The following is a 25414-nucleotide window of genomic DNA, read 5'->3' as shown; positions in this document are numbered from 1 at the left end:
ACCTCGCGCAGCGTTGGGGAACTCTTCGCGCCCGACCTCGCCGGGAACACCCCTGCCGGCCCCCGCACAGAATGCAGTCCGCCACGTGGGACACCCGCACCGGGTCCGGGGCCTCGCGGTTACGCTGGCCGCGTGCACCCTTGACACAGAGGGGGTGCAAAGCCGACAGCCGTCGCATCCCAGGGAGCTCCACCATGGCCTCGTCGCCCAACCCGTCCGCTGACACCCAGACCCGGGCCGATGCCCTCCGAGAGGCACTGGCCACCCGCGTGGTCGTCGCCGACGGAGCCATGGGAACGATGCTCCAGGCGCAGGACCCCACCATGGAGGACTTCCAGCAGCTGGAAGGCTGCAACGAGGTGCTCAACGTCACCCGCCCCGACATCGTGCGCACCGTGCACGAGGCGTACTTCTCGGTGGGCGTGGACTGCGTCGAGACCAACACCTTCGGCGCGAACTTCGCCGCACTGGCCGAGTACGACATCGCCGACCGCAACTTCGAGCTGTCGCAGGCCGGCGCACGCATCGCCCGCGAGGTCGCCGACGAGTTCACCGCCTCCACCGGGCAGCAGCGCTGGGTCCTGGGCTCCATCGGCCCCGGCACCAAGCTTCCCACGCTCGGCCACATCACCTACGCGAAGATCCGCGACGCCTACCAGATCAACGCCGAGGGCCTGCTCTCCGGCGGCGCCGACGCGCTGCTCGTCGAGACCACCCAGGACCTCCTGCAGACCAAGTCCTCCGTCATCGGCGCCCGCCGCGCCATGGAGGCCCTGGGCGTCACCGTCCCGCTGATCTGCTCCGTCACCGTCGAGACCACCGGCACCATGCTGCTCGGCTCGGAGATCGGCGCGGCCCTGACCGCGCTGGAGCCCCTGGGCATCGACATGATCGGCCTGAACTGCGCCACCGGCCCCGCCGAGATGAGCGAGCACCTGCGCTACCTCGCGCGCAACGCCCGCATCCCGCTCTCCTGCATGCCCAACGCCGGCCTGCCCGTCCTGACCAAGGACGGCGCGCACTACCCGCTGAGCGCCCCCGAGCTCGCCGACGCCCAGGAGACCTTCGTCCGCGAGTACGGCCTCTCGCTCGTCGGTGGCTGCTGCGGTACGACCCCCGAGCACCTGCGCCAGGTCGTGGAGCGCGTCCGCGGCACGGCCGTCACCGCGCGCAGCCCCCAGCCGGAGCCCGGAGCCGCCTCGCTCTACCAGACGGTCCCGTTCCGCCAGGACACCTCGTACATGGCGATCGGCGAGCGCACCAACGCCAACGGCTCCAAGAAGTTCCGCGAGGCCATGCTGGAGGCCCGCTGGGACGACTGCGTGGAGATGGCCCGCGACCAGATCCGCGAGGGCGCGCACATGCTCGACCTGTGCGTGGACTACGTGGGCCGCGACGGCGTCGCCGACATGCAGGAGCTCGCCGGCCGCTTCGCCACCGCCTCCACCCTGCCGATCGTCCTGGACTCCACCGAGGTCCCCGTCATCCAGGCGGGCCTGGAGAAGCTCGGCGGCCGCGCCGTCATCAACTCCGTGAACTACGAGGACGGCGACGGGCCGGAGTCGCGCTTCGCGAAGGTCACCCGACTGGCCCAGGAGCACGGCGCCGCGCTGATCGCGCTGACCATCGACGAACAGGGCCAGGCCCGGACCGTCGAACACAAGGTCGCCATCGCCGAACGTCTCATCGAGGACCTGACGGGCAACTGGGGGATCCGCGAGTCGGACATCCTCATCGACACCCTCACCTTCACCATCTGCACCGGCCAGGAGGAGTCCCGCAAGGACGGCATCGCCACGATCGAGGCGATCCGCGAGCTCAAGCGCCGCCACCCGGACGTCCAGACCACCCTCGGCCTGTCCAACATCTCCTTCGGCCTGAACCCGGCCGCCCGGGTCCTGCTGAACTCCGTCTTCCTCGACGAGTGCGTCAAGGCCGGCCTGGACTCGGCCATCGTCCACGCCTCCAAGATCCTTCCGATCGCGCGGTTCGACGAGGAGCAGGTCGGCACCGCCCTGGACCTGATCTACGACCGGCGCACCGAGGGCTACGACCCGCTGCAGAAGCTGATGGCCCTCTTCGAGGGCGTCAACACCAAGTCCCTCAAGGCCGGCCGCGCCGAGGAGCTCCTCGCCCTGCCCCTGGACGAGCGACTGCAGCGCCGCATCATCGACGGCGAGAAGAACGGCCTGGAGGCCGACCTCGACGAGGCCCTGCAGACCCGCCCGGCCCTCGACATCGTCAACGACACCCTCCTGGAGGGCATGAAGGTCGTCGGCGAGCTCTTCGGCTCCGGCCAGATGCAGCTGCCCTTCGTCCTGCAGTCCGCCGAGGTCATGAAGACGGCCGTCGCCTACCTCGAACCGCACATGGAGAAGACCGACGACGAGGGCAAGGGCACGATCGTGCTCGCCACCGTCCGCGGCGACGTCCACGACATCGGCAAGAACCTCGTCGACATCATCCTCACCAACAACGGCTACAACGTCGTCAACATCGGCATCAAGCAGCCCGTCTCCGCGATCCTCGAAGCCGCGCAGGAGCACAAGGCCGACGTCATCGGCATGTCCGGCCTCCTCGTGAAGTCCACCGTGATCATGAAGGAGAACCTGGAGGAGCTGAACCAGCGCAAGCTGGCCGCCGACTACCCGGTGATCCTCGGCGGCGCGGCCCTGACCCGCGCCTACGTCGAGCAGGACCTCCACGAGATCTACGAGGGCGAGGTCCGCTACGCCCGCGACGCCTTCGAGGGCCTGCGCCTGATGGACGCCCTGATCGCCGTCAAGCGCGGCGTGCCGGGAGCCGCCCTCCCCGAGCTCAAGCAGCGCCGGGTCGCCAAGAAGGACACTCCGCTCCTCGAAGTCGAGGAGCCGCAGGAGCCCGGCGGCCGCTCGGACGTCTCCGTCGACAACCCGGTCCCCACCCCGCCGTTCTGGGGCACCCGCGTGGTCAAGGGCATCCCGCTCAAGGACTACGCCTCCTGGCTGGACGAGGGCGCCCTCTTCAAGGGCCAGTGGGGCCTCAAGCAGGCCCGCGCGGGCGGAGCCACGTACGAGGAGCTCGTCGAGAGCGAGGGGCGCCCGCGCCTGCGCGGCCTCCTGGAGAAGCTGCACACCGAGAACCTCCTCGAAGCCGCGGTCGTCTACGGGTACTTCCCCTGCGTCTCCAAGGGCGAGGACCTGATCATCCTCGACGAGCAGGGCAACGAGCGGACCCGCTTCACCTTCCCGCGCCAGCGCCGCGGCCGCCGCCTGTGCCTCGCGGACTTCTTCCGCCCCGAGGAGTCCGGCGAGACCGACGTGGTCGGCCTCCAGGTCGTCACCGTCGGCTCCAGGATCGGCGAGGCCACGGCCAAGCTGTTCGAGTCCGACTCCTACCGCGAGTACCTGGAGCTGCACGGCCTGTCCGTCCAGCTCGCCGAGGCCATGGCCGAGTACTGGCACGCCCGCGTCCGCGCCGAGCTCGGATTCGGCGGCGAGGACCCGGACGAGGTCGAGGACATGTTCGACCTCAAGTACCGCGGCGCCCGCTTCTCCCTCGGCTACGGCGCCTGCCCCGACCTGGAGGACCGCGCGAAGATCGCCGACCTCCTCCAGCCGGAGCGGATCGGCGTCCACCTGTCGGAGGAGTTCCAGCTCCACCCGGAGCAGTCCACCGACGCCATCGTGATTCACCACCCCGAAGCGAAGTATTTCAACGCGCGCTGAGCTCCGCCGACGTACACTTGTCGGTCCCAACCAGGCCGGTCGCCTGTTCCCCGGGGAACGCCCCCGCGGGAAGAGGTGACCGGCCTTCTCGTCCCTCTGAGAGGAAAGCGCATGACGAGCACCGTTCCCGCCGCCGTCGCCCGTCCGGCCCACGGCTCGGCCCTCCAGGCGGTGCTGCTCGACATGGACGGCACCCTGGTCGACACCGAAGGCTTCTGGTGGGAGATCGAGGCGGAGATCTTCCACGAGCTCGGCCACCGGCTGGACGAGGCCTGGCGGGACGTGGTCGTCGGCGGCCCCATGAGCCGCAGCGCGACCTTCCTGATCGAGGCCACCGGCGCCGCCATCGGCCTCGCCGAGCTCAGCGTCCTGCTCAACGAGCGCTTCGAGGCCCGCATCGCCGACCGGGTCCCGCTCATGCCCGGCGCCGAGCGGCTGCTGAGCGAGCTGGCCCGGCACAACGTGCCTACCGCCCTCGTCTCCGCCTCCCACCGCCGCGTCATCGACCGGGTCCTGCTCACCCTGGGTCACGACCGCTTCACCATGACCGTCGCCGGTGACGAGGTCGCCCGCACCAAGCCGCACCCCGACCCGTACCTGCTGGCCGCGACCGCGCTCGGCGCGCACCCCTCGCGCTGCGCCGTCATCGAGGACACCGCCACCGGCGTCGCCGCCGCCGAGGCCGCCGGCTGCCGGGTCGTGGCCATCCCCTCCGTCGGCCGCATCGAAGCCGCGCCGGGACGTACGGTCGTTCGCTCGCTGGAGGACGTGGACCTGGCGTTCCTGCGCTCCCTCATCGCCCCGATGAACTGAACGCACACACCGGCACACGCTCTGTGCCGAACAGAACAACCGCAGGGCAGAGGCTGGGCGGGAGAATCTTCCGCCACAGCCTCCGGAGGCCGAAATTCCATCCCTCCCGTGGGAGTTGCCTCAGGTGACCTTGGTCACCCGTCACAGCCCCTAGAGGCCTGTCACGCGACCCGCACACCTTCCCTTGTGTCCGGATTGATCAGCTACTGACCGAATCCGGACGGAGCGTCGTGTGAACAGCCGGTTCACTCCCGTCACGGTGCGATTACCTCCCATGTCCGGCCAGTTCCAGCCATCCCGCCCCGGACCACTAGTGTCAGCGCGGGCACTGCGCCGCACCTCAGCCTCCCGGACACACACCCCTGTGCCGGGAGCGCGTGGACCGATCGTCACACCACCGGCCCGATCGTTCCGCCCTGAACGGGCGACCGCCGCGACGTGCCCTCTACGCCGCTTTGAACAAGTGCCGGTTACAGGGAGTACTTCCAGCATGAACCGCAAGACCATGGTGCTGACGGCCGCGGCCGGACTGCTCACCCCCACGCTGGCCGCATGCGGCGCCGCGAGCGGCGGAGGAGCGGGCTCCGGAGCGATCGTCGTCGGAACCACCGACCGGTTCGAGGCCGCAGAGTTCGCTCCCGCCCCCTTCGACCCGGCCTACGCCTACGACGCCGGCGCCTGGAACGTCCTGCGCCAGACCGTCCAGACGCTCATGCACACCCCGCGCGGCGGCGGCCAGCCCGTCCCCGAAGCAGCCTCCGCCTGCCGCTTCACCGACACCGGCAACCAGAGCTACCGCTGCACCCTGCGCCCCGGGCTGAAGTTCGCCAGCGGCGACCCGCTCACCGCCCAGGACGTCAAGTTCTCCATCGACCGCGTCCGCGCCATCAAGGACGAGAACGGCCCGTCCTCGCTGCTGTCCACCCTCGACAAGGTCGAGGTCAAGGGCGCCGACACCGTCGTCTTCCAGCTGAAGACCCCGGACGCGACCTTCCCGTACAAGCTCTCCACCCCCGCCGCCGGCATCGTCAGCGAGAAGAACTACGACGCCGGCAAGCTCCGCGAGGGCTTCGCCGTGGACGGCTCCGGCCCCTACACCATGAAGGCGGAGGTCAAGGACAACCAGCTCGTCCGCGCCGTCTTCAGCAAGAACCCCCACTACAAGGGCGACATCAAGCTGCAGAACGACAAGGTCGAACTGCGCACCTTCGCCGACTCGGCGGCCATGGGCAAGGCGCTGACCGCCGGGAGGATCCACATGGTCTCCCGCACCCTGTCGCCCGCCCAGATCACCGAGTTCTCCGCGCAGCCCCCCAAGGGCGTCAAGCTGGTCCCGATGCCCGGCCTGGAAATCCGCTACCTCGGATTCAACACCGAGGCCCCGGTCGTCAAGGAGAAGGCCGTGCGCCAGGCGCTGGCCGCCGCCGTCGACCGCGGCGCACTCATCTCCAAGGTCTACGGCAAGTCCGCGCAGCCGCTCTACTCGCTGGTCCCCACCACCGTGAACGGCCACGTCAACTCCTTCTACAACAAGTACGGCGAGGCCAACACGCCCAAGGCCGCCGCCCTGCTGAAGGAAGCCGGCATCAAGACCCCGGTCAAGCTGACCCTGCACTACACCAGCGACCACTACGGCGACGGCACGGCCACCGAGTTCGAGGCCCTCAAGGCCCAGCTCAACTCCACCCAGCTCTTCGACATCACCGTCCAGGGCAGCGAGTGGGCCGACTTCCGCCCCGCGCAGAAGAAGGGCGACCACGCCGCCTACGGCCTCGGCTGGTTCCCCGACTACGCGGACGCCGACAACTTCCTCGCCCCGTTCCTGGAGCAGGACAACTTCCTGGGCACGCCCTACGCCAACAGCGCGGTGCGCACCAGGCTCATCCCCGAATCCCGGCGGGCGGCCGACCGCAACGGCGCCGTCCCCGCGCTGACGGAGATACAGGACATCGTCGCCGAGGACGTGCCCGTCCTGCCCCTGTGGCAGGGCAAGCAGTACGTCGCCGCACGCGACGGGATCACCGGAGTGGAGTGGTCGGTCAACGCCATCTCCGACCTCCAGCTGTGGGAGCTCGGCCGTGGCGTAAGCGGCTGACAGCGGCAAGGACCGGCAGCGGGTGTCGCGGGCCGGAGCAACGAAACAGTTCGACTGTGAAGGACGTTCGCGTGAATCGACGTAACCAGTGGCTGGCGGCCCCGCTCGGCGCAGCCACCGCCGCCGCGCTGCTCAGCGGTTGCGGATCGACCGATGGCTCCAATGCCGGCAGCGGCAAGGGCGTGGTCATGGGCATATCCGACAAGGTGAAGTCCACCGACCCCGCCTCGGGCTACGACCCGGGCTCCTGGCTGCTCTTCAACAACGTCTTCCAGTCGCTGCTGAGCTTCCCCAAGGGCGGCACCACCCCCGAGCCCGACGCCGCGCAGAGCTGCGCCTTCGAGGGAGGCGACAGCAAGGTCTACAAGTGCACCCTGCGGGAGGGCCTGAAGTTCAGCAACGGCCACAGCCTCACCTCGAAGGACGTCAAGTTCTCCTTCGAGCGCACCCTGAAGATCAACGACGAGAACGGCCCGGCCGTGATGCTCTCGTCGATAGCGGGCATCGACGCCCCCGACGACAAGACCGTCGTCTTCCGCCTCAAGACCTCCGACGCGACCTTCCCGAGCAAGATCGCCTCGGGTGCGGGCTCCATCGTCGACCACAGCGAGTACCCGGCGGACAAGCTGCGTACGGACAACAAGGCGATCGGCTCCGGCGTCTACAAGCTGGACGCGATCGGTGAGAAGAGCGCCACCTTCTCCGTCAACGGGTCCTACAGCGGCAAGGCCAAGGCCAAGAACACCGGCGTCACGCTGAAGTTCTTCAACGGCGACCAGGCCGGCCTCAAGGCGGTCCTGGAGCGCGGGGACGTGGACTTCGCGTTCCGCGGCCTCGCCGCCAAGGACATCGCCGCCCTCGCCTCCACCAAGACCGGCGACAACAAGGTCGACGTCGTCCAGGGCACCGGCGCCGAGGTCGAGCACATGGTCTTCAACCTCAACGACCCCGTCGTCGGCAAGCTGCCCGTCCGCAAGGCCATCGCCTACCTCGTGGACCGCGACGCCCTCGTCAAGGACGTGTACGCGGGCACCGCCACCCCGCTCTACTCCATCGTCCCGACCGGCATCGCCGGACACACCACCCCGTTCTTCGACCGCTACGGCGGCAGCCCGCAGGTGGACAAGGCCAAGGCCGTCCTGAAGGCCGCCGGCATCAACGGCAAGATCAAGCTGACCCTGTGGTCCACCCCGTCCCGCTACGGTCCCTCCACCGACCAGCAGTTCGAGGTCATCGCCAAGCAGCTCAACGACAGCGGCCTCTTCGAGGCCGACATGAAGTCCGTCGAGTACGAGCAGTACGAGAAGGACATCGAGGCCGGCAAGTACGGCGTCTACGTCAAGGGCTGGGTCCCCGACTACCCCGACGCCGACAACTTCACGCAGCCGTTCTTCGGCCCGGGCAACGTCCTGAAGAACAACTACGACAACAAGGAGATCACCGGGACGATCATCCCGTCGACCTCCGCCAAGTCCGACCGCACCGCGGCCAACACGGACTACAACCGCCTCCAGGACATCGTCGCCGAGGAGGTCCCGATCCTCCCGCTCTGGCAGGGCAAGCAGTACGCCGTCACCCGCCAGAACGTCAACGGCCTCCAGTGGTCCCTCGACGCCTCGACCGTCTTCCGCTTCTGGGAGATCAGCAAGGGCTGACCCGGACCGGGCCCCACGCGCGAGCGGGCCGGCAGTCGCACCAGGCGACCGCCGGCCCGCTCGCGTACGCGCCCGTCCCCGCCGCTACTGGGCGCCGGGACGCACCAGGCCGCTCTCGTACGCGTAGACCGCGGCCTGCACCCGGTCGCGCAGCCCCAGCTTCGTCAGCACGTGCCCCACATGCGTCTTCACCGTCGTCTCGCTCACGAACAGATCCGCCGCGATCTCCGCGTTCGACAGGCCCCGGGCCACCAGTTTCAGCACCTCGACCTCCCGCTCGGTCAGCGTCCCCAGCGTGTTCGGCACGCTCTCGTCACCCGACGGAAGATGCCCCGCGTACTTGTCCAGCAGCCGCCGCGTGATGCTCGGCGCGAGCATCGCCTCACCCGCCGCGACCACCCGGATCGCCTGCACCAGCTCATTGGCCGGCGCATCCTTCAGCAGGAACCCGCTCGCCCCCGCCCGCAGCGCCTCCACCACGTACTCGTCCAGGTCGAAGGTGGTCAGCACCAGCACCTTCGCCGGACCGTCCCGGCCCGGACCGGTGATCTGCCGGGTCGCCTCCACGCCGTCCATCCGCGGCATCCGGATGTCCATCAGCACCACGTCGGGCTGCAGCGCCCGCACCTGGTCCAGCGCCTGCAGACCGTCCCCGGCCTCCCCGACCACCGCCAGGTCGCCCTCGGCCTCCAGGATCATCCGGAAGCCGGTGCGCAACAGTGGCTGGTCATCGACCAGAAGGACACGGATGGCCACGGGCTCTACCTCGAATTCGTCGGACGGCTTCGGCGGACGGCGCCCATTGTGCCCTGACCGGACGATCAGGAACCGTCCGGGCGGACCGCCCCGGGCCCCCCGGACTCCGCCGCGGGCCTCGGGATGATCATCAGAGGATAGGCCGGGGGAGTCCCCCCGAACTCCGGACACACCGACTGATGATCACACCAGCCGCACAGCTTCGTCGGCCGCGGACGCCACTCACCCGACTCCGTCGCCTCACGGATCGCCTCCCACAACGCGAGCAGCTTGCGCTCCACCCGCTCCAGATCCGCCACCACCGGGTCATACGTCAGCACGTCACCACTGCCCAGATACACCAGCTGAAGACGCCGCGGCACCACCTGCTTCAGCCGCCACACCACCAACGCGTAGAACTTCATCTGGAACAGCGCACCCTCGGCGTACTCCGCCCGCGGCGCCTTGCCCGTCTTGTAGTCGACGATCCGCACCTCACCCGTCGGCGCCACGTCCACCCGGTCGATGATCCCCCGCAACCGCAGCCCCGACTCCAGCTCCGTCTCCACGAAGAACTCCCGCTCCACCGGCTCCAGCCGCGTCGGGTCCTCCAACGTGAACCAGCGCTCCACCAGCGCCTCGGCCTCCGTCAGCCACCGCGCCAGCCCCGCCCCCTCATCACCCGGCGGAAACAAATCCGTCAGCTCCGGCCTCGCCTCCAGCAACCGGTCCCACTGCCCCGGAATCAACGCCTTCGCCCGCGGCGCCGTCCGCTCCTGCGCGGGATGGTCGAAGAGCCGCTCCAGCACCGCGTGCACCAGCGTCCCCCGCGTCGCCGCCGCACTCGGCTTCTCCGGCAGCCTGTCGATCACCCGGAACCGGTACAGCAACGGGCACTGCATGAAATCGCTCGCCCGCGAAGGGGAGAGCGAGGTCGGCGCCACAGCGCTCGGGCTCGCGTCGGCATCGGCTGCACCTGGCACAGCCCCGGGGCTCGTCGTCATGGACAAAACCCTACGACCCGCCACCGACAGCACGCGCATACCATCGACGACGAGCCCCCTCGCACTGCATGATCGGAGGACCACACACCAACAGCACCACCGAACGACACCGCACCGACACGCACAGACACGCACAGACACGCAGAGACACGCACCGCACGACCGAACGAAGGACAGCCGTGGCAGACACCGACGAAACCGGCGAGCGCGCGGGCCGGCGCTCCGCACCGGGCGGCGGACTCCTCATGGGCCGCCCCTTCGGCGTACCCGTCTACGTCTCGCCCAGCTGGTTCCTGGTCGCCGCCCTCATCACCTGGGTCTTCGGCGACCAGCTCGACCGCGTCCTGCCCGACCTCGGCGCCGTCCGCTACCTCGTCTCCCTCTTCTTCGCCGTCGCCTTCTACGCCTCCGTCCTCGTCCACGAGCTCGCGCACACCGTCGCCGCCCTGCGCTTCAAACTCCCCGTGCGCCGCATCCAGCTCCAGTTCTTCGGCGGAGTCTCCGAGATCGAGAAGGAATCCGAGACCCCCGGCCGCGAATTCGTCCTCGCCTTCGTCGGCCCCCTGCTCTCCCTCCTCCTCGCCGGAGCCTTCTACCTCGGCATGAAGGCCGTCGACCCCGCCACCGTCCCCGGCGTCCTCCTCGCCGGACTGATGATCTCCAACCTGCTCGTCGCGGCCTTCAACCTGCTCCCCGGCCTGCCCCTCGACGGCGGCCGCATGCTCCGCGCCGTCATCTGGGGCATCACCGGCAAGCCCATGGCCGGCACCGTCGCCGCCGCCTGGGTCGGACGCGGCCTCGCCATCGCCGTCCTCCTCGGCCTGCCCCTGCTCACCCACACCGGAATCCTCGGCAACCGCACCGAAGAGATCGGCGGCATGGACACCGTCATGGACGCCCTCCTCGCCGCCATCCTCGCCGGCATCATCTGGACCGGCGCCGGCAACAGCCTGCGCATGGCCCGGCTGCGCGAACACCTCCCCGAACTCCAGGCCCGCAACCTCACCCGGCGCGCCATCCCCGTCGAGAACGCCACCCCCCTCTCCGAGGCCCTGCGCCGGGCCAACGAAGCCGGCGCCCGCGCCCTCGTCGTCGTCGACGGCCACGGCGACCCCACCGCCATCGTCCGCGAAAGCGCCATCGCCTCCGTCCCCGAACACCGCCGCCCCTGGGTCGCCGTCAGCACCCTCGCCCAGGACCTCACCGACGGCATGAAGGTTTCAGCCGAGCTCACCGGCGAAGAACTCCTCGACCACCTGCGCACCCACCCCGCCACCGAATACCTCGTCCTCGCACCCGGCGGAACCATCTACGGCGTCCTGTCCACCCTCGACGTCGAAAAGGCCTTCGTGAAGGCCATGGCACGGCCCCAGTCCTGAAGCCAATACACTGGTCACATGTCCGAACCGACCGGTGCCGCCCGCCGACGCGGGCCCTTCAAGGTCGGGGACCAGGTTCAGCTGACCGACCCCAAGGGCCGCCACTACACGTTCACGCTCGAAGCCGGGAAGAATTTCCACACCCACAAGGGTTCCTTCCCGCACGACGAGCTGATCGGTGCACCCGAGGGCAGCGTTGTCCGCACCACGGGCAACGTCGCCTACCTCGCGCTGCGCCCCCTGCTCCCCGACTATGTCCTGTCCATGCCCCGCGGTGCCGCCGTGGTCTACCCCAAGGACGCGGGCCAGATCCTGGCCTTCGCCGACATCTTCCCCGGCGCCCGCGTCGTCGAGGCAGGCGTGGGCTCCGGCTCCCTGAGCAGCTTCCTGCTGCGCGCCATCGGCGACCAGGGCATGCTCCACAGCTACGAACGCCGCGCGGACTTCGCCGAGATCGCCACCGCCAACGTCGAGCGCTACTTCGGAGGCCCGCACCCCGCGTGGCAGCTGACCGTGGGCGACCTCCAGGACAACCTGTCCGACACCGACGTCGACCGCGTGATCCTCGACATGCTCGCCCCCTGGGAATGCCTCGACGCGGTCTCCAAGTCGCTGGTCCCCGGCGGCATCCTGTGCTGCTACGTGGCCACCACCACCCAGCTGTCCAAGACCGTCGAGTCCATCCGCGAGATCGGCTGCTTCGCCGAGCCGCAGCCGTGGGAGTCGATGATCCGCAACTGGCACGTGGAAGGCCTCGCCGTCCGCCCGGACCACCGGATGATCGGCCACACCGGCTTCCTCGTCACCGCCCGCCGCCTCGCGGACGGCGTCGAAGCCCCCATGCGCCGCCGCCGCCCCGCCAAGGGCGCCTACGGCGAGGACTACGACGGCCCCGGCAGCGACCGCTCCGCGTAACCCTCCCGACCACCCCAACACGACGGCGCTGCGGCGCAGTTCCCCCTACCCGGCGGGAACTGCGCCACAGCGCCTTTTCGTTGTGCCCGGTGCCGGGCACCGCCGGGACCAGCCGCGCCGGACCCGGCCGTTCCACCCGCATGTGAGGTGTGGCACGATGCTGGCTCCCCGTCACCCTTCACAAGGAGACACCCCGCGTGCTGCACAGCCCCGCCGAGCCGAACCCGGCGCTGGACGACCTGGCGCACCGCCACGCCCGGCCCCTCCACTGGCTCGCCACGGCCACCGCCATGGCGGCCGTCATAGCCGCCGCGGGTTTCCTCCAGCCGGCCACCGGCGCCGCCGGCACCGCCACGGCCGCCGCGGCAGAACCCGCCGCGAACGGCCCCCAGGCCACCGCTCCCGACCCCGCGGGGGTCACCTACCCCCTCGACTGCAAGGGCGCCCCGCAGACCGTCACCGCCACCGCCGACGGCGACCTCGACGGCGACGGCCGCCCCGAGACCGTGGCCGCCGTCCGCTGCGAAGCCGGCTCCGGCACCCCGCCCCACGCGATCTACGTACTCACCCAGGACCGCGCCGAAGGCTCCCGCCCCCGCGTCGTCGCCACCCTGCTCGACACTCCGCAACGCCAGAGCGTCACCGATCTCACCGTGCGCGACCGCGTCGTCACCGCGAGCCTCCTCGGCTACTCCACACCCCAGGTCCCGCGCTGCTGCCCGGACAAAAAACAGCTCGCCAAGTGGCGCTGGAGCGACGCCAAATTCCGCCAGGAGCTGACGGACTCGTCCGCCACGCGTGTTTGAAGCGTCACTCCGCGTCGGGGCCGAAGACTTCCACCCTGTCCGAAACGCGCCTTACGTGAATACAGTCCCCCGGGCACTCCTTCGCCGAGTCGACCACGTCCCGCAGCAGCGTCAAGGGAACCGGAGTCGTCGCCCCCGCCTCCGTCAGCAGCTCGTCGTCCCCGCTCTTCACATACGCCAGACCATCGATGTCCAGCTCGAACACCTCGGGCGCGTACTGCGCGCAGATGCCGTCGCCGGTGCAGAGGTCCTGGTCGATCCAGACCTCGAGCGGCTCCCCGGCCTCACCGACGACGCCCGCCGGAGCCTCCTGGTGCACGGTCATATCTCCTGCCGTTTCCTGCGCTGAGTGATCCATCCCGGTCACCGCCCGCAGCAAGTCGCGCGAGCTTCGACGGGTGTTGAACACTTCGACCTTACAACCGGCCGCTTCCCGAGTTTGATGGGTGGGTATTTCCTTGGGGTGAGGGAGTACGCAAGGGTGAAGATCGGACACACCCCTACCGTCTTTGTGATCTAGGGGTTTCAATCACCACCAGCCCAGGTAGGGTCAGGAAGCGTCCAGCTCCCCTTGGAGGAGGTGAGGACCGTGGCAGCCCACGACGACGACATCAACCGCGGCATCCGGCCCGGGCGAGGGTCCGAGGACCCCGCCGGCCAGGTTGCCTATCTCGAGCAGGAAATCGCCGTCCTGCGACGTAAGCTCGCCGATTCTCCGCGACACACGAGGATTCTCGAAGAGCGGATCGTCGAGCTACAGACAAATCTGGCCGGCGTCTCCGCACAGAACGAACGACTCGCGAATACCCTCCGTGAGGCCCGCGACCAGATCGTGGCCCTCAAGGAAGAAGTCGACCGGCTCGCACAGCCGCCGGCCGGCTTCGGTGTCTTCCTGCAGGCGAACGAGGACGGCACCGTCGACATCTTCACCGGAGGTCGAAAGCTCCGCGTGAACGTGAGCCCCAGCGTCGAACCGGAAGACCTCCGGCGCGGCCAGGAGGTCATGCTCAACGAAGCACTCAACGTGGTCGAGGCCATGGCCTACGAGCGCGCCGGGGACATCGTCACCCTCAAGGAGATCCTCGAGGACGGCGAGCGCGCCCTGGTGGTCGGGCACACCGACGAGGAAAGGGTGGTGAGGCTCGCCGAGCCGCTCCTGGACGTCACCATCCGCCCCGGCGACGCCCTGCTGCTCGAACCGCGCTCCGGCTACGTCTACGAAGTGGTCCCCAAGAGCGAGGTCGAAGACCTCGTCCTCGAAGAGGTCCCCGACATCGACTACGACAAGATCGGCGGTCTGGGCGACCAGATCGAGCTGATCCGCGACGCGGTCGAGCTCCCGTACCTCTACCCCGACCTCTTCAAGGAACACGAACTGCGCCCGCCGAAGGGCATCCTGCTCTACGGCCCCCCCGGCTGCGGCAAGACGCTCATCGCCAAGGCCGTCGCCAACTCCCTTGCCAAGAAGGTCGCCGAGGTGACCGGACAGGCCCAGGGCAAGTCCTACTTCCTGAACATCAAGGGACCCGAGCTCCTCAACAAGTACGTCGGCGAGACCGAGCGGCACATCCGCCTCGTCTTCCAGCGTGCCCGCGAGAAGGCCAGCGAGGGCACCCCCGTCATCGTCTTCTTCGACGAGATGGAATCCCTCTTCCGCACCCGCGGATCCGGCGTCAGCTCGGACGTGGAGAACACCATCGTCCCCCAGCTGCTCGCCGAGATCGACGGTGTGGAAGGCCTGGAGAACGTCATCGTCATCGGCGCCTCCAACCGCGAGGACATGATCGACCCGGCCATCCTGCGCCCCGGCCGCCTGGATGTGAAGATCAAGATCGAGCGCCCGGACGCCGAGGCCGCCAAGGACATCTTCGCGAAGTACCTCAAGGCCTCCCTGCCCCTGCACACGGACGACCTGTCCGAACACCAGGGCTCCCCGGCCGGCACCGTCCACAGCATGATCCAGACCGTCGTCGAGCAGATGTACGCCGAAACCGAGGAAAATCGCTTCCTTGAGGTCACGTACGCCAACGGCGACAAGGAAGTCCTCTACTTCAAGGACTTCAACTCGGGCGCCATGATCCAGAACATCGTGGACCGCGCGAAGAAGATGGCCATCAAGGCCTTCCTCGAACACAACCAGAAGGGCCTGCGCGTCTCCCACCTCCTCCAGGCTTGCGTGGACGAGTTCAAGGAGAACGAGGACCTGCCCAACACCACCAACCCCGACGACTGGGCCCGAATCTCCGGCAAGAAGGGCGAACGGATCGTATTCATCCGCACCCTCGTCACCGGAAAGCAAGGCGCGGACACCGGACGCTCCATCGACACGGTGGCGAATACCGGTCAGTACCTCTGACCCGGCGGAGCGGCTGCGGATGCCCTCCCCGGGCATCCGCAGCCGACTGCTTTACCGGCAGATTCCAGCCGGTGACGAGGCGAATTCAATGACGGAAACGATCTCCCCACGAGCGCGATGTGGTTCTAGGCTCTTCCATACCGCAGCGGGACGCGCAGTGCGGGGACGGGCACCGCACCGAAACAGGCACAGCACGCGCACCGGAGCACCAGCGGTACTTGAGCGCCGCTCCCGCAGGGGAGCGCCGCCGGGCAAGGAGGGCCGCATGACCGTACGGCGAGTAATGGGGATCGAGACGGAGTACGGGATCTCCGTCCCGGGCCACCCGAACGCCAATGCCATGCTCACCTCGTCCCAGATCGTCAACGCCTACGCGGCGGCGATGCACCGGGCGCGCCGCGCCCGCTGGGACTTCGAGGAGGAGAATCCGCTGCGGGACGCCCGGGGCTTCGACCTCGCCCGCGAGGCCGCGGACAACAGCCAGCTCACCGACGAGGACATCGGCCTCGCCAACGTCATCCTCACGAACGGCGCACGGCTCTACGTCGACCACGCACACCCCGAATACAGCTCGCCCGAGATCACCAACCCGCTCGACGCCGTCCTCTGGGACAAGGCCGGCGAGCGGATCATGGCCGAAGCCGCCGTCCGGGCCGCCCAGCTGCCCGGCGCCCAGCCGATCCACCTCTACAAGAACAACACCGACAACAAGGGCGCCTCCTACGGCACGCACGAGAACTACCTGATGAAGCGGGAAACCCCCTTCTCGGACATCGTGCGCCACCTGACCCCCTTCTTCGTCTCACGCCTCGTCTTCACCGGCGCCGGACGCGTGGGCATCGGCCAGGACGGCCGCGAGCACGGCTTCCAGATCAGCCAGCGCGCGGACTACTTCGAGGTCGAGGTCGGCCTGGAGACCACCCTCAAGCGCCCCATCATCAACACCCGGGACGAACCGCACTCGGACGCCGAGAAGTACCGCCGGCTCCACGTGATCATCGGAGACGCCAACCTCTCCGAGATCTCCACCTACCTCAAACTGGGCACCACCGCCCTCGTCCTGTCCATGATCGAAGACGGCTTCATCAACGTCGACCTGGCCGTCGACCAGCCCGTACGCACCCTCCACCAGGTCTCCCACGACCCGGACCTGCACCACCTGATCACGCTGCGCAGCGGGCGGACGCTCACGGCCGTGCAACTTCAGATGGAGTACTTCGAGCTGGCCAGGAAGTACGTGGACGAACGTTTCGGGACCGACGCGGACGAGCAGACCAAGGACGTGCTGGTCCGCTGGGAAGACGTCCTCGGCCGACTGGAGACCGACCCGATGAGCCTGTCGGGAGAGCTGGACTGGGTCGCCAAGCGGGAGATCCTCGAAGGCTACCGGCGCCGTGACGGCCTGGGCTGGGACGCGGCGCGCCTGCACCTGGTGGACCTCCAGTACGCGGACGTACGGCCCGAGAAGGGCCTGTACAACCGCCTGGTGGCCCGCGGCAAGATGAAGCGGCTGGTGGACGAGTCGGCGGTGGAGCGGGCGGTCGGCAAGCCTCCGGAGGACACCAGGGCCTACTTCCGCGGCCGCTGCCTGGAGCAGTACGCGGACGACGTGGCCGCGGCCTCCTGGGACTCGGTGATCTTCGACCTCCCGGGCCGCGACTCGCTCCAGCGGGTCCCGACGCTGGAACCCCTGCGCGGGACGCGGAAGCACGTCAAGGAGCTCCTGGACCGCTGCCGCACGGCGGAGGACCTGGTGCGGGTGCTTTCGGGACAGTGAGAGGGCCTGAAGGGGCCTGAAAGGGCTCCGGTCAGGGAATCATGAAATCAGCCGGACGTTATGAAAGTGCGGGGACGAATATCGGGCCCGGCTTGTAGGGTCCGGCGTAGGGTCTGATCTTGAGAGATCCCGAATCCCGGGGTCTTTCGACATGAGCATGCGAACCGAGCGGGGTGAGGTAGACATGGCGACCAAGGACACCGGCGGCGGACAGCAGAAGGCGACGCGCTCGACCGAGGAGGTCGAGGAGGCGGCGGTCGAGGAATCGACCGACCTCAAGGAGCGCCAGGAGAAGCTCTCCGACGACGTCGACTCCGTGCTTGACGAAATCGATGATGTGCTCGAGGAGAATGCCGAGGATTTCGTGCGGTCCTTCGTGCAAAAGGGTGGGCAGTAGAGCCTGTTTACCTTCGATTCGAAGGTGAATCTGCAGTCGGTCGAGTCGAGGCGAACGAAGCGATGTACCCGATGCGGTGAGGAGAAGCCGCATCGGGAGTTCGCTCCCACGCGAGCGAATCTGGACGGATTGCAACGGCATTGCCGTGACTGCGGTGCCGAGTCTCAACGCAAGCGCGAGAAGGCAATGGGTAGGCAGCCCAGGCCGACCGCCGGAGACGGCTATAAGTACTGCCTCGGGTGCGGTGAGGTGAAGCCGCACGCTGAGTGGCATCGCAACAAGGCAGCCGTCGATGGTTTGGCGACGCGTTGCAAGGCGTGCCGTGCCATCGACGGTCGGACCGGTCGCCTCAAGCGGTCCTACGGCCTCACCGAGGCTCGGCGCGACGAGATGATCGCCGCTCAGAGCGGGGCCTGCGTGATCTGCCAGTCGGCTCCGGCAGAGCATGTTGATCACGATCATCAGACGGGTAAGGTCCGAGGCGTACTGTGCTTCAGCTGTAACGCAGCCCTGGGGCAGTTCAAGGATCGGCCGGACGTCATACGGCGTGCAGCCGCTTACGTGGAAGGAAACCTGTGGAACCCAACACTCGTAGCACAGGGCGTCTACCGGCAGCCTTCCTGACGCCGGGGTCGTCGTCCTTCATGGACTTCCTGGGCGCGCACCAGCCGGAGATGCTGCCCGGCAACCGCAAGCTGCCGGAGGGTGTCATCGAGGCGCCGCACGGGACGACCATCGTCGCGGCCACCTTCCCCGGCGGGGTCGTGCTCGCCGGTGACCGGCGGGCGACCATGGGGAACATGATCGCGCAGCGGGACATCGAGAAGGTGTTCCCGGCCGACGAGTACTCCGCGGTGGGCATCGCCGGTACGGCCGGCCTGGCCGTGGAGATGGTGAAGCTGTTCCAGCTGGAGCTGGAGCACTTCGAGAAGGTGGAGGGGACGACCCTTTCGCTGGAAGGCAAGGCGAACCGGCTGTCCACCATGATCCGGAGCAATCTGGGCATGGCGATGCAGGGGCTGGCCGTGGTGCCGCTGTTCGCCGGGTACGACGAGGCCAAGGAGAAGGGCCGGATCTTCTCCTACGACGTGACCGGCGGCCGCTCCGAGGAGCACGGGTTCGCCGCCACCGGTTCCGGCTCGATCTTCGCCCGTGGCTCCATGAAGAAGCTGTACCGCGACGACCTGACGGAACAGCAGGCCACCACCCTCGTCGTGCAGGCCCTGTACGACGCCGCCGACGACGACTCGGCGACCGGTGGCCCGGACCTGTACCGCCGGATCTTCCCGATCGTCACCGTCATCACCGACGAGGGCTTCCGCAGGCTCAGCGAGGAGGAGTCCTCCGAGCTCGCCCGCGCCATCACGGAGCGGCGCATGGAGCAGCCCGACGGGCCGCGCGCCGCCCTGCTCTGACCATCCGCCGTTCCGTAGGAGCCCAGAAGAAAGGGACGGACTACCGGTGTCGACTCCGTTCTATGTGTCACCCCAGCAGGCCATGGCCGACCGGGCGGAATACGCCCGCAAGGGCATCGCCCGCGGTCGCAGCCTTGTCGTGCTGCAGTACGCCGACGGCATCGTGTTCGTCGGTGAGAACCCGTCCCGTGCGCTGCACAAGTTCAGTGAGATCTACGACCGGATCGGCTTCGCGGCGGCCGGTAAGTACAACGAGTACGAGAACCTGCGGATCGGTGGTGTGCGGTACGCGGATCTGCGTGGTTACACCTATGACCGTGATGATGTGACGGCCCGTGGGCTGGCGAACGTGTACGCGCAGACGCTCGGCACGATCTTCTCCAGTGCGGGTGAGAAGCCGTACGAGGTGGAGCTGGTCGTCGCGGAGGTGGGTGCGACGGCTGCCGGGGATCAGATCTACCGGCTTCCGCATGACGGGTCGATCGTGGACGAGCACGGTTCGGTCGCGGTCGGTGGGAATGCCGAGCAGATCAGTACGTTCCTGGATCAGCGGCATCGGGACGGGATGACGCTGTCCGAGGCGTTGAAGCTGGCGGTGCAGGCGCTGTCGAGCCAGGCGAACGGTACGGACAAGGCGATTCCGGCGGAGCGGCTGGAGGTCGCGGTGCTGGACCGGACGCGGGCGCAGCAGCGGAAGTTCAAGCGGATTCGCGGCCGGCAGTTGGCGCGGTTGCTGGAGGCTGATGTTCCGGCGGCGGCGCAGGCGGATGCGGTGTCGAATGACGAGGCGCCGGAGGATGACGCCGAGTAGGGCGTGGGTTGAGGTGCCGGGGCCCCGGTTCGCCGTTCGCGGCGGGCCGGGGCTTCGTCGTGTCCGGGGTCGTGTCCGGGGCTTCGTCGTGTCAGGGGGTGGGGGCGGGGCCGGTGGAGTCGCGGACGACGAGTTGGACGGGGATGTCGGGGGCGGTCCAGGGGGTTTTTTCGAGGACGGTGAGGAGGGCGTTCATGCCTTGTTCGCCGACGCGTTCGGCGGGGAGGTGGACGGTGGTGAGTTCGGGTTCGACGGCGGTGGCGAGGGCGAGGTCGTCGAAGCCGGTGACGGAGAGGTCCTCGGGGACGCGCAGGCCGAGGCGGCGGGCGGCCTTGCAGGCGCCGGCGGCGAGGATGTCGTCGTCGCAGACGATGGCGGTGGGCCGGTCCTGGGGGGTGCTGAGGGCGGTTTCCATGGCCGTGCGGGCGTCGTGGACGGTGAGGGGGGACCGTACGGTGCGCAGCTGGGTGTGGGGGCCCAGGAGGGCTCTGAGGGCTTGGGCGCGGGTGTCGAAGGTCCAGGAGTCGATGGCGGAGGCGAGGTGGAGGAAGCGGCGGTGGCCGAGGGTGAGGAGGTGTGCGGTGATCTGGCGCATGCCGTCGGCCATGGCGAGGTTGACGTGGGCGGCGGCGTTGTCGGCGGTGGGGTCGCTGTCGAGCATGACGAGGGGGAGGGTGTTGCCGCCGATGGCGTGGAGGGCGTCGGCGGCCATGGAGGAGGCGATGACTCCGTCGAGGGCGGCGCTGGCGGAGGCGAAGGGGTCGCGGGCGGGGCCGGTGCCGTCGGGGGAGGGGTAGAGGACGACGCCGAAGCCGTGTTCGGCGGCGACGCGGGCGGCGCCGGTGTAGACGCGGGCGAAGAATTCGTTGGTGAGGGCGGGGACGACGAGGAGGGCGGTGCGGGTGGAGCCGAGGCGGAGGTTGCGGGCGGCGAGGTTGGGGCGGTAGCCGAGGCGGGCGGCGGTTTCGCGGACGTGGGTGGCGGTGCGTTCGGAGACGCGGCCGGGCCATTTGTCGCCGAGGACGAGGGAGACGGTGGCCTGGGAGACCCCGGCGGCGGTGGCGACGTCGCGGCTGGTGGGTCTCGTCACAGGGGGCTCCTGGAGTGCGTGGTCCGGTGGGGGTGTGCGGTGTGGTGGGGGTCGGTCGGGTGGACCGGTGGGTTGGGGCCATGGTACGTATAACGCGTCGCGTTATACGTATTACCCCGGCTGGTTCCGGGCAGGAAGGGGGCGGTCATGGCCGCGGGGTACGCGGAGCTGCTCGGGACCCGGCACGCCGCGAGGCTGCTGGTGGGCACGCTGGTGGGCCGGCTGCCCAACGCGGTGGCGCCGATCGCGATCGTGCTGTTCACGCGCGCGGAGGGAGGCAGCTACACGCTGGCGGGGGCGCTGGCCGCCGCGTACGGCGTGGCCAATGCGGTGGGTCAGCCGTTGCTCGGCCGGGCGGTGGACCTGTTCGGGCAGCCGCGGGTGCAGCTGCCGGCGGCGGTGGTGTCGGCGCTGGGCATGGTGTGGCTGGCGCTGTCGGGTACCGGGTCGGTGGTGACGGCCTATGCCGCGGTGGTGGTGGCGGGGCTGTTCACGCCGCCGCTGGAGGGCGGGCTGCGGGCGCTGTGGCCGGGCGTGCTGGGCGGGCGCGAGGAGAACGTGCACGCGGCGTACGCGATGGACGCGGTGGCCCAGGAGGTCATGTTCACGGTCGGTCCGCTGCTGGTGACGCTGTTCGTGGCGCTGTGGTCGCCCGCGGGGGCGCTGGTGGCGCTCAATGTGATCGGGGTGCTGGGGGCGCTGTCGGTGGTGGTCAGTGAGCCGTCGCGGCGGTGGCGTTCGGCGCCCCGGGAGGCGCACTGGCTGGGAGCGCTGCGTTCGCGCGGGCTGCTGGCGCTGCTGGGTGCGTTCTTCTTCGTGGGGACGGCGCTGGGTTCGATCACGGTGGCGGGTGTGGCGTATGCGGACGACCACGGGGACCAGGCGGTGTACGGCTGGCTGATGGCGGCCGTGGGTCTGGGGGCGCTGGTCGGCGGGGTGGCCTACGGGGCGCGCCGGTGGGCGGGTGCGCCGGAGCGGCGGCTGCGGATGCTGGTGGCGTTGCTGGCGGCCGGTTACCTGCCGTTGACGCTGACGCCGGGTCCGGTGGCGATGACGGCTCTGGCGGCGCTCGCGGGTGTGTTCCTGGCGCCTGCTCTGGCCTGTGCGTTCATCGTGGTGGACCGACATGCGCCGGCGGGCACGGTGACGGAGGCGTTCTCGTGGCTGGTGACGTTCTTCGGGGTGGGTGCGGCGATCGGTACGGCGGTGGCGGGTCCGGTGGTGGAGCTCGGTGGTACGGCGGCGGGCTTCGGGGTGGCGAGCGTGGCGGGCGGCGCGGCGCTGGCGGTGCTGACGGTCACTCAGCGGGTGATGGCAACTGCGGGCAGGAGCCGCACGGTGGCCGGTTCGGCTGACGGGGTGTCGGACGGGGCGAGCGGGGCGCCGTCGGGGGCCTCTTCGGCGGGCTGAACCGGGGGCTCGGGGGGCTGTTCTCCGGCCGTTTCGCGGAACTGATCGAAACGGCGCTCCCGATCCCGGTTTCAGAAGAGGGCAGAAGGCGTAATGTTCAGTCATGGACCGCCGCATTTTCGGGCTGGAGAACGAGTACGGCGTCACGTGCACGTTCAGGGGACAGCGCCGACTGTCTCCTGACGAAGTGGCGCGCTACCTCTTCCGCCGTGTTGTGTCATGGGGCCGCAGCAGCAATGTCTTCCTGCGGAACGGTGCCCGTCTGTACCTCGACGTGGGTTCGCATCCGGAATATGCAACACCCGAATGCGACAACGTGACCGAACTGGTCACGCACGACAAGGCAGGCGAGCGCATTCTCGAAGGACTGCTCGTCGATGCCGAACGGCGCCTGCACGAGGAGGGAATCGCGGGCGACGTCTATCTCTTCAAGAACAACACCGACTCGGCGGGCAACTCGTACGGCTGCCACGAGAACTACCTGGTGGCCCGGCACGGGGAATTCTCCCGCCTGGCGGACATTCTCATTCCGTTCCTCGTCACGCGGCAGTTGATCTGCGGCGCGGGCAAGGTGCTGCAGACCCCCCGGGGTGCGGTCTACTGCGTGAGCCAGCGGGCGGAGCACATCTGGGAGGGCGTGAGCTCGGCGACGACGCGTTCGCGGCCGATCATCAACACCCGGGACGAGCCGCACGCGGACGCCGAGCGCTACCGGCGGCTGCACGTGATCGTCGGGGACTCGAACATGTCCGAGACGACCATGCTGCTCAAGGTCGGGGCCACCGATCTGGTGCTGCGCATGATCGAGGCGGGCACGGTGATGCGGGACCTGACCCTGGAGAACCCGATCCGGGCGATCCGCGAGGTCAGCCACGACATCACGGGTCAGCGCAAGGTGCGGCTGGCGAGCGGCCGGGAGGCCTCCGCGCTGGAGATCCAGCGGGAGTACTACGACAAGGCGGTGGACTTCGCCGAGCGCCGGGGGATCCGTACCGGTGTGGTGGACCAGGTGCTGGAGCTGTGGGGCCGCACGCTCGACGCCATCGACGCGGAGGACCTGGACCGGATCGGGACCGAGATCGACTGGGTCATGAAGTACCAGCTGATCGAGCGGTACCGGGCCAAGCACAACATGACCATGTCGAATCCGCGGGTGGCTCAGATAGACCTCGCGTATCACGACATCCACCGGCGTCGCGGCCTGTACTACCTGCTGGAGCGCAAGGGGCAGGCGGCGCGGATCTGCAACGACCTGAAGATCTTCGAGGGCAAGTCGGTGCCCCCGCAGACGACGCGGGCGCGGCTGCGGGGTGACTTCATCCGCCGGGCGCAGGAGCAGCGGCGGGACTTCACGGTGGACTGGGTGCACCTGAAGCTCAATGACCAGGCGCAGCGGACGGTGCTGTGCAAGGACCCGTTCCGGTCGGTTGACGACCGGGTGGAGAAGCTGATCGCCGGCATGTAGGACCCGCGGTGTGACATCGCACTCTCGGCAGGGCCCCGTACGTCTCTCGTACGGGGCCCTGCGCACGGCTTAGAGTGGCGGGCGACCGCCTTGCCGTCTGAGATCTGAGGAACACGTGCGCCGACTTGCCGGCCTGCTGGTCGTACCCCTTCTGCTGCTGACGACAGCAGCGTGTGGCGACGACAGCGGCTCCGACTCCGCCCAGATGAAGAACGGGGTGCCCGCCATCACGAAGGGCGCCAAGTTCGGGGAGACGCCCACCCTGTCGAAGGGGAAGGGCGAGCCGCCCAAGGAGCTGAAGGTGGTGACCATCAGCGAGGGCACCGGGCAGGTGCTGAAGAAGAACGACATCGCGCAGGTGAACTACCTCGGTCAGGTGTGGGACGGCAAGGAGCCGTTCGACCAGAGCTTCGGCAAGCCCGCGCCGTTCGATCTGACGATCGGCGCCGGCGCCGTCATCAAGGGCTGGGACCAGGGCCTGGAGGGCCAGAAGGTCGGCAGCCGTGTCGAGCTGGTGATCCCGCCGGAGCTCGGCTACGGCGCGCAGGGTTCGCCCCCGAAGATCAAGGCGAACGCCACGCTGGTCTTCGTCGTGGACATCGTCAAGGGTGCGACCGTCCCGGCCTCGGCCACGGGCAAGGAAGTCGCCCAGGAGAACAAGGACCTGCCCAAGGTCGGTACGAACGCGGACGGCAAGGAAGTCTCCGTGACCGTCCCGAAGGACACCGCCGAGCCGGCCAAGCTGGTCTCGAACTACGTCCTGGAGGGTGACGGCGCGGTGGTCAAGGACACCGACACCGTCGTGGTGAAGTTCAACGGCAAGACCTGGAAGGACGACAAGACCTTCGAGAGCACCTACACCACCGACCAGACGGTCACCTGGCCGCTCAAGGAGCTTTCGGTGGCGGGCCTGAAGGACGGCCTGGTCGGCAAGAAGGCCGGCAGCCGCATCCTGCTGGTCATCCCGCCGGACCAGGGCTTCGGTGACAAGGAGCAGGGGACGATCCCGGCGAAGTCGACGCTGGTCTTCAGCCTCGACATCCTCGCGGTGATGTAAGACTGTTCCGGTTGACCGGTTCGTACGTATGAGGAGCAGTTCCGTGAGCGACAAGCTCGAGAAGCCCGAGATCGACTTCCCCGAGGGTCCGGTTCCGACCGACCTGGTCAAGGAGGACATCTGGCTGGGCGACGGCGCCGAGGCCAAGGCCGGCGACAGGGTCTCCGTCCACTACGTGGGCGTGGCCTTCTCCACCGGTGAGGAGTTCGACGCCTCCTGGAACCGCGGTTCCGCGCTGCAGTTCCAGCTCGGTGTCGGCCAGGTCATCGCCGGCTGGGACCAGGGTGTCCAGGGCATGAAGGTCGGTGGCCGTCGCAAGCTGACGATCCCCGCCCACCTCGCCTACGGGGACCGCGGCGCGGGCGCTGCGATCGCCCCGGGCGAGACGCTGATCTTCGTCTGCGACCTCGTCAAGGTCGGCTGATCCGGACATCCGCGATCAGTGGAGGGGCCCCCGCCGTCCGGCGGGGGCCCCTCGCTTTTGTCCGGGCGCGCCGGGGCGGTACGGTCACGGTCACGGGTCCGTG

21 protein-coding genes are annotated in these 25414 nt (G+C 68.8%); 17 read left to right on the top strand and 4 right to left on the bottom strand.

All coding sequences use genetic code 11. From position 1 onward, the window contains the following. Positions 1 to 194: 194 nt before the first annotated feature. From metH to AC07DU_RS15355, 4 genes are all read left to right on the top strand, one after another. Entirely contained in the window at positions 195 to 3707 is a 3513-nt protein-coding gene (gene metH, locus AC07DU_RS15370; RefSeq protein ID WP_479111740.1) for a methionine synthase, read from the top strand. Positions 3708 to 3818: 111 nt separating this feature from the next. Next, the gene (locus AC07DU_RS15365; RefSeq protein ID WP_361947751.1) at positions 3819 to 4520 is read left to right on the top strand and encodes an HAD family hydrolase; all 702 of its coding nucleotides are present in this window, start codon (positions 3819 to 3821) and stop codon (positions 4518 to 4520) included. A 490-nt stretch (positions 4521 to 5010) separates the two neighbouring features. After that, the gene (locus AC07DU_RS15360; RefSeq protein WP_479111738.1) at positions 5011 to 6615 is read left to right on the top strand and encodes an ABC transporter substrate-binding protein; all 1605 of its coding nucleotides are present in this window, start codon (positions 5011 to 5013) and stop codon (positions 6613 to 6615) included. Positions 6616 to 6686: 71 nt separating this feature from the next. After that, the gene (locus AC07DU_RS15355; RefSeq protein ID WP_360887625.1) at positions 6687 to 8270 is read left to right on the top strand and encodes an ABC transporter substrate-binding protein; all 1584 of its coding nucleotides are present in this window, start codon (positions 6687 to 6689) and stop codon (positions 8268 to 8270) included. 84 nt (positions 8271 to 8354) lie between these two features. Here the strand turns inward: AC07DU_RS15355 and AC07DU_RS15350 are convergent, their stop codons facing one another. Together AC07DU_RS15350 and AC07DU_RS15345 are read right to left on the bottom strand one after the other, a co-directional pair. Then, positions 8355 to 9026, bottom strand: a complete 672-nt coding sequence (locus tag AC07DU_RS15350) for a response regulator transcription factor (RefSeq protein WP_360887622.1) — start codon at positions 9024 to 9026, stop codon at positions 8355 to 8357. Between the two features lie 65 nt (positions 9027 to 9091). Next, complete coding sequence (locus AC07DU_RS15345; RefSeq protein WP_479031632.1) at positions 9092 to 10009, bottom strand: RecB family exonuclease; 918 nt, start codon at positions 10007 to 10009, stop codon at positions 9092 to 9094. Between the two features lie 179 nt (positions 10010 to 10188). Here AC07DU_RS15345 and AC07DU_RS15340 point away from each other — a divergent pair, with 179 nt between their 5' ends. The 3 genes from AC07DU_RS15340 (at position 10189) to AC07DU_RS15330 (ending at position 13109) form a co-directional block, all read left to right on the top strand. Beyond that, a complete protein-coding gene (locus AC07DU_RS15340; protein ID WP_479111736.1) occupies positions 10189 to 11388 on the top strand; it encodes a site-2 protease family protein in 1200 nt (399 codons plus the stop codon). A gap of 18 nt (positions 11389 to 11406) precedes the next feature. Continuing rightward, positions 11407 to 12303, top strand: a complete 897-nt coding sequence (locus tag AC07DU_RS15335; protein WP_360887613.1) for a tRNA (adenine-N1)-methyltransferase — start codon at positions 11407 to 11409, stop codon at positions 12301 to 12303. Positions 12304 to 12500: 197 nt separating this feature from the next. After that, complete coding sequence (locus AC07DU_RS15330; RefSeq protein ID WP_479111734.1) at positions 12501 to 13109, top strand: hypothetical protein; 609 nt, start codon at positions 12501 to 12503, stop codon at positions 13107 to 13109. Positions 13110 to 13113: 4 nt separating this feature from the next. Here AC07DU_RS15330 and AC07DU_RS15325 read toward each other — a convergent pair whose 3' ends face one another. Then, positions 13114 to 13434: a ferredoxin gene (locus AC07DU_RS15325; RefSeq protein WP_360887607.1), complete on the bottom strand. Its 321-nt coding sequence runs from the start codon at positions 13432 to 13434 to the stop codon at positions 13114 to 13116. A 264-nt stretch (positions 13435 to 13698) separates the two neighbouring features. Between AC07DU_RS15325 and arc the strand changes: the two genes are divergently transcribed. The 6 genes from arc to prcA all read left to right on the top strand — a co-directional run bounded on the left by arc (position 13699) and on the right by prcA (position 19865). Further along, positions 13699 to 15465, top strand: coding sequence for a proteasome ATPase (arc, locus tag AC07DU_RS15320; RefSeq protein WP_360887604.1), 1767 nt, complete (start codon positions 13699 to 13701; stop codon positions 15463 to 15465). 265 nt (positions 15466 to 15730) lie between these two features. Beyond that, on the top strand, positions 15731 to 17242 hold the full coding sequence (dop, locus tag AC07DU_RS15315; protein WP_479031621.1) for a depupylase/deamidase Dop: 1512 nt from the start codon (positions 15731 to 15733) through the stop codon (positions 17240 to 17242). Positions 17243 to 17426: 184 nt separating this feature from the next. Next, positions 17427 to 17639 carry a ubiquitin-like protein Pup gene (locus AC07DU_RS15310; protein WP_030016348.1) on the top strand — a complete coding sequence of 71 codons (213 nt, stop codon included), beginning with the start codon at positions 17427 to 17429 and terminating at the stop codon, positions 17637 to 17639. A gap of 30 nt (positions 17640 to 17669) precedes the next feature. Then, positions 17670 to 18263, top strand: coding sequence for an endonuclease VII domain-containing protein (locus AC07DU_RS15305; protein WP_479031900.1), 594 nt, complete (start codon positions 17670 to 17672; stop codon positions 18261 to 18263). Then, the gene (prcB, locus tag AC07DU_RS15300) at positions 18215 to 19054 is read left to right on the top strand and encodes a proteasome subunit beta (protein ID WP_479111732.1); all 840 of its coding nucleotides are present in this window, start codon (positions 18215 to 18217) and stop codon (positions 19052 to 19054) included. The genes AC07DU_RS15305 and prcB overlap by 49 nt, the downstream gene beginning before the upstream one ends. 46 nt (positions 19055 to 19100) lie before the next feature. Next, the gene (prcA, locus tag AC07DU_RS15295) at positions 19101 to 19865 is read left to right on the top strand and encodes a proteasome subunit alpha (protein ID WP_360887590.1); all 765 of its coding nucleotides are present in this window, start codon (positions 19101 to 19103) and stop codon (positions 19863 to 19865) included. 91 nt (positions 19866 to 19956) lie between these two features. Here the strand turns inward: prcA and AC07DU_RS15290 are convergent, their stop codons facing one another. Then, positions 19957 to 20955 (bottom strand): LacI family DNA-binding transcriptional regulator, encoded by a 999-nt coding sequence (locus tag AC07DU_RS15290; RefSeq protein ID WP_479031613.1) that lies wholly within the window; start codon positions 20953 to 20955, stop codon positions 19957 to 19959. A 147-nt stretch (positions 20956 to 21102) separates the two neighbouring features. On the opposite strand from AC07DU_RS15290, the gene AC07DU_RS15285 reads away from it, so the two are divergent. The 4 genes from AC07DU_RS15285 (at position 21103) to AC07DU_RS15270 (ending at position 25311) form a co-directional block, all read left to right on the top strand. After that, on the top strand, positions 21103 to 22365 hold the full coding sequence (locus tag AC07DU_RS15285) for an MFS transporter (protein ID WP_479111730.1): 1263 nt from the start codon (positions 21103 to 21105) through the stop codon (positions 22363 to 22365). A 103-nt stretch (positions 22366 to 22468) separates the two neighbouring features. Next, on the top strand, positions 22469 to 23830 hold the full coding sequence (gene pafA / locus AC07DU_RS15280) for a Pup--protein ligase (protein WP_030016332.1): 1362 nt from the start codon (positions 22469 to 22471) through the stop codon (positions 23828 to 23830). Positions 23831 to 23945: 115 nt separating this feature from the next. Beyond that, complete coding sequence (locus tag AC07DU_RS15275) at positions 23946 to 24887, top strand: FKBP-type peptidyl-prolyl cis-trans isomerase (protein ID WP_453374288.1); 942 nt, start codon at positions 23946 to 23948, stop codon at positions 24885 to 24887. Positions 24888 to 24915: 28 nt separating this feature from the next. Continuing rightward, on the top strand, positions 24916 to 25311 hold the full coding sequence (locus AC07DU_RS15270) for an FKBP-type peptidyl-prolyl cis-trans isomerase (RefSeq protein WP_360887578.1): 396 nt from the start codon (positions 24916 to 24918) through the stop codon (positions 25309 to 25311). Positions 25312 to 25414: the final 103 nt, after the last annotated feature.

Source organism: Streptomyces sp. NPDC045695, from assembly GCF_056432025.1.
Note: the sequence above shows the minus strand (reverse complement) of the source record. Positions and strands in the feature narration are given on the sequence as shown.

What these genes read in the sequence shown, in the direction of transcription:
- metH (WP_479111740.1), top strand. Translation starts at nt 195, where the DNA reads ATGGCCTCGTCGCCCAACCCGTCCGCTGACACCCAGACCCGGGCCGAT.
- AC07DU_RS15365 (WP_361947751.1), top strand. Translation starts at nt 3,819, where the DNA reads ATGACGAGCACCGTTCCCGCCGCCGTCGCCCGTCCGGCCCACGGCTCG.
- AC07DU_RS15360 (WP_479111738.1), top strand. Translation starts at nt 5,011, where the DNA reads ATGAACCGCAAGACCATGGTGCTGACGGCCGCGGCCGGACTGCTCACC.
- AC07DU_RS15345 (WP_479031632.1), bottom strand. Translation starts at nt 10,009, where the DNA reads ATGACGACGAGCCCCGGGGCTGTGCCAGGTGCAGCCGATGCCGACGCG.
- AC07DU_RS15335 (WP_360887613.1), top strand. Translation starts at nt 11,407, where the DNA reads ATGTCCGAACCGACCGGTGCCGCCCGCCGACGCGGGCCCTTCAAGGTC.
- AC07DU_RS15325 (WP_360887607.1), bottom strand. Translation starts at nt 13,434, where the DNA reads ATGACCGTGCACCAGGAGGCTCCGGCGGGCGTCGTCGGTGAGGCCGGG.
- dop (WP_479031621.1), top strand. Translation starts at nt 15,731, where the DNA reads ATGACCGTACGGCGAGTAATGGGGATCGAGACGGAGTACGGGATCTCC.
- AC07DU_RS15310 (WP_030016348.1), top strand. Translation starts at nt 17,427, where the DNA reads ATGGCGACCAAGGACACCGGCGGCGGACAGCAGAAGGCGACGCGCTCG.
- AC07DU_RS15285 (WP_479111730.1), top strand. Translation starts at nt 21,103, where the DNA reads ATGGCCGCGGGGTACGCGGAGCTGCTCGGGACCCGGCACGCCGCGAGG.
- pafA (WP_030016332.1), top strand. Translation starts at nt 22,469, where the DNA reads ATGGACCGCCGCATTTTCGGGCTGGAGAACGAGTACGGCGTCACGTGC.
- AC07DU_RS15270 (WP_360887578.1), top strand. Translation starts at nt 24,916, where the DNA reads ATGAGGAGCAGTTCCGTGAGCGACAAGCTCGAGAAGCCCGAGATCGAC.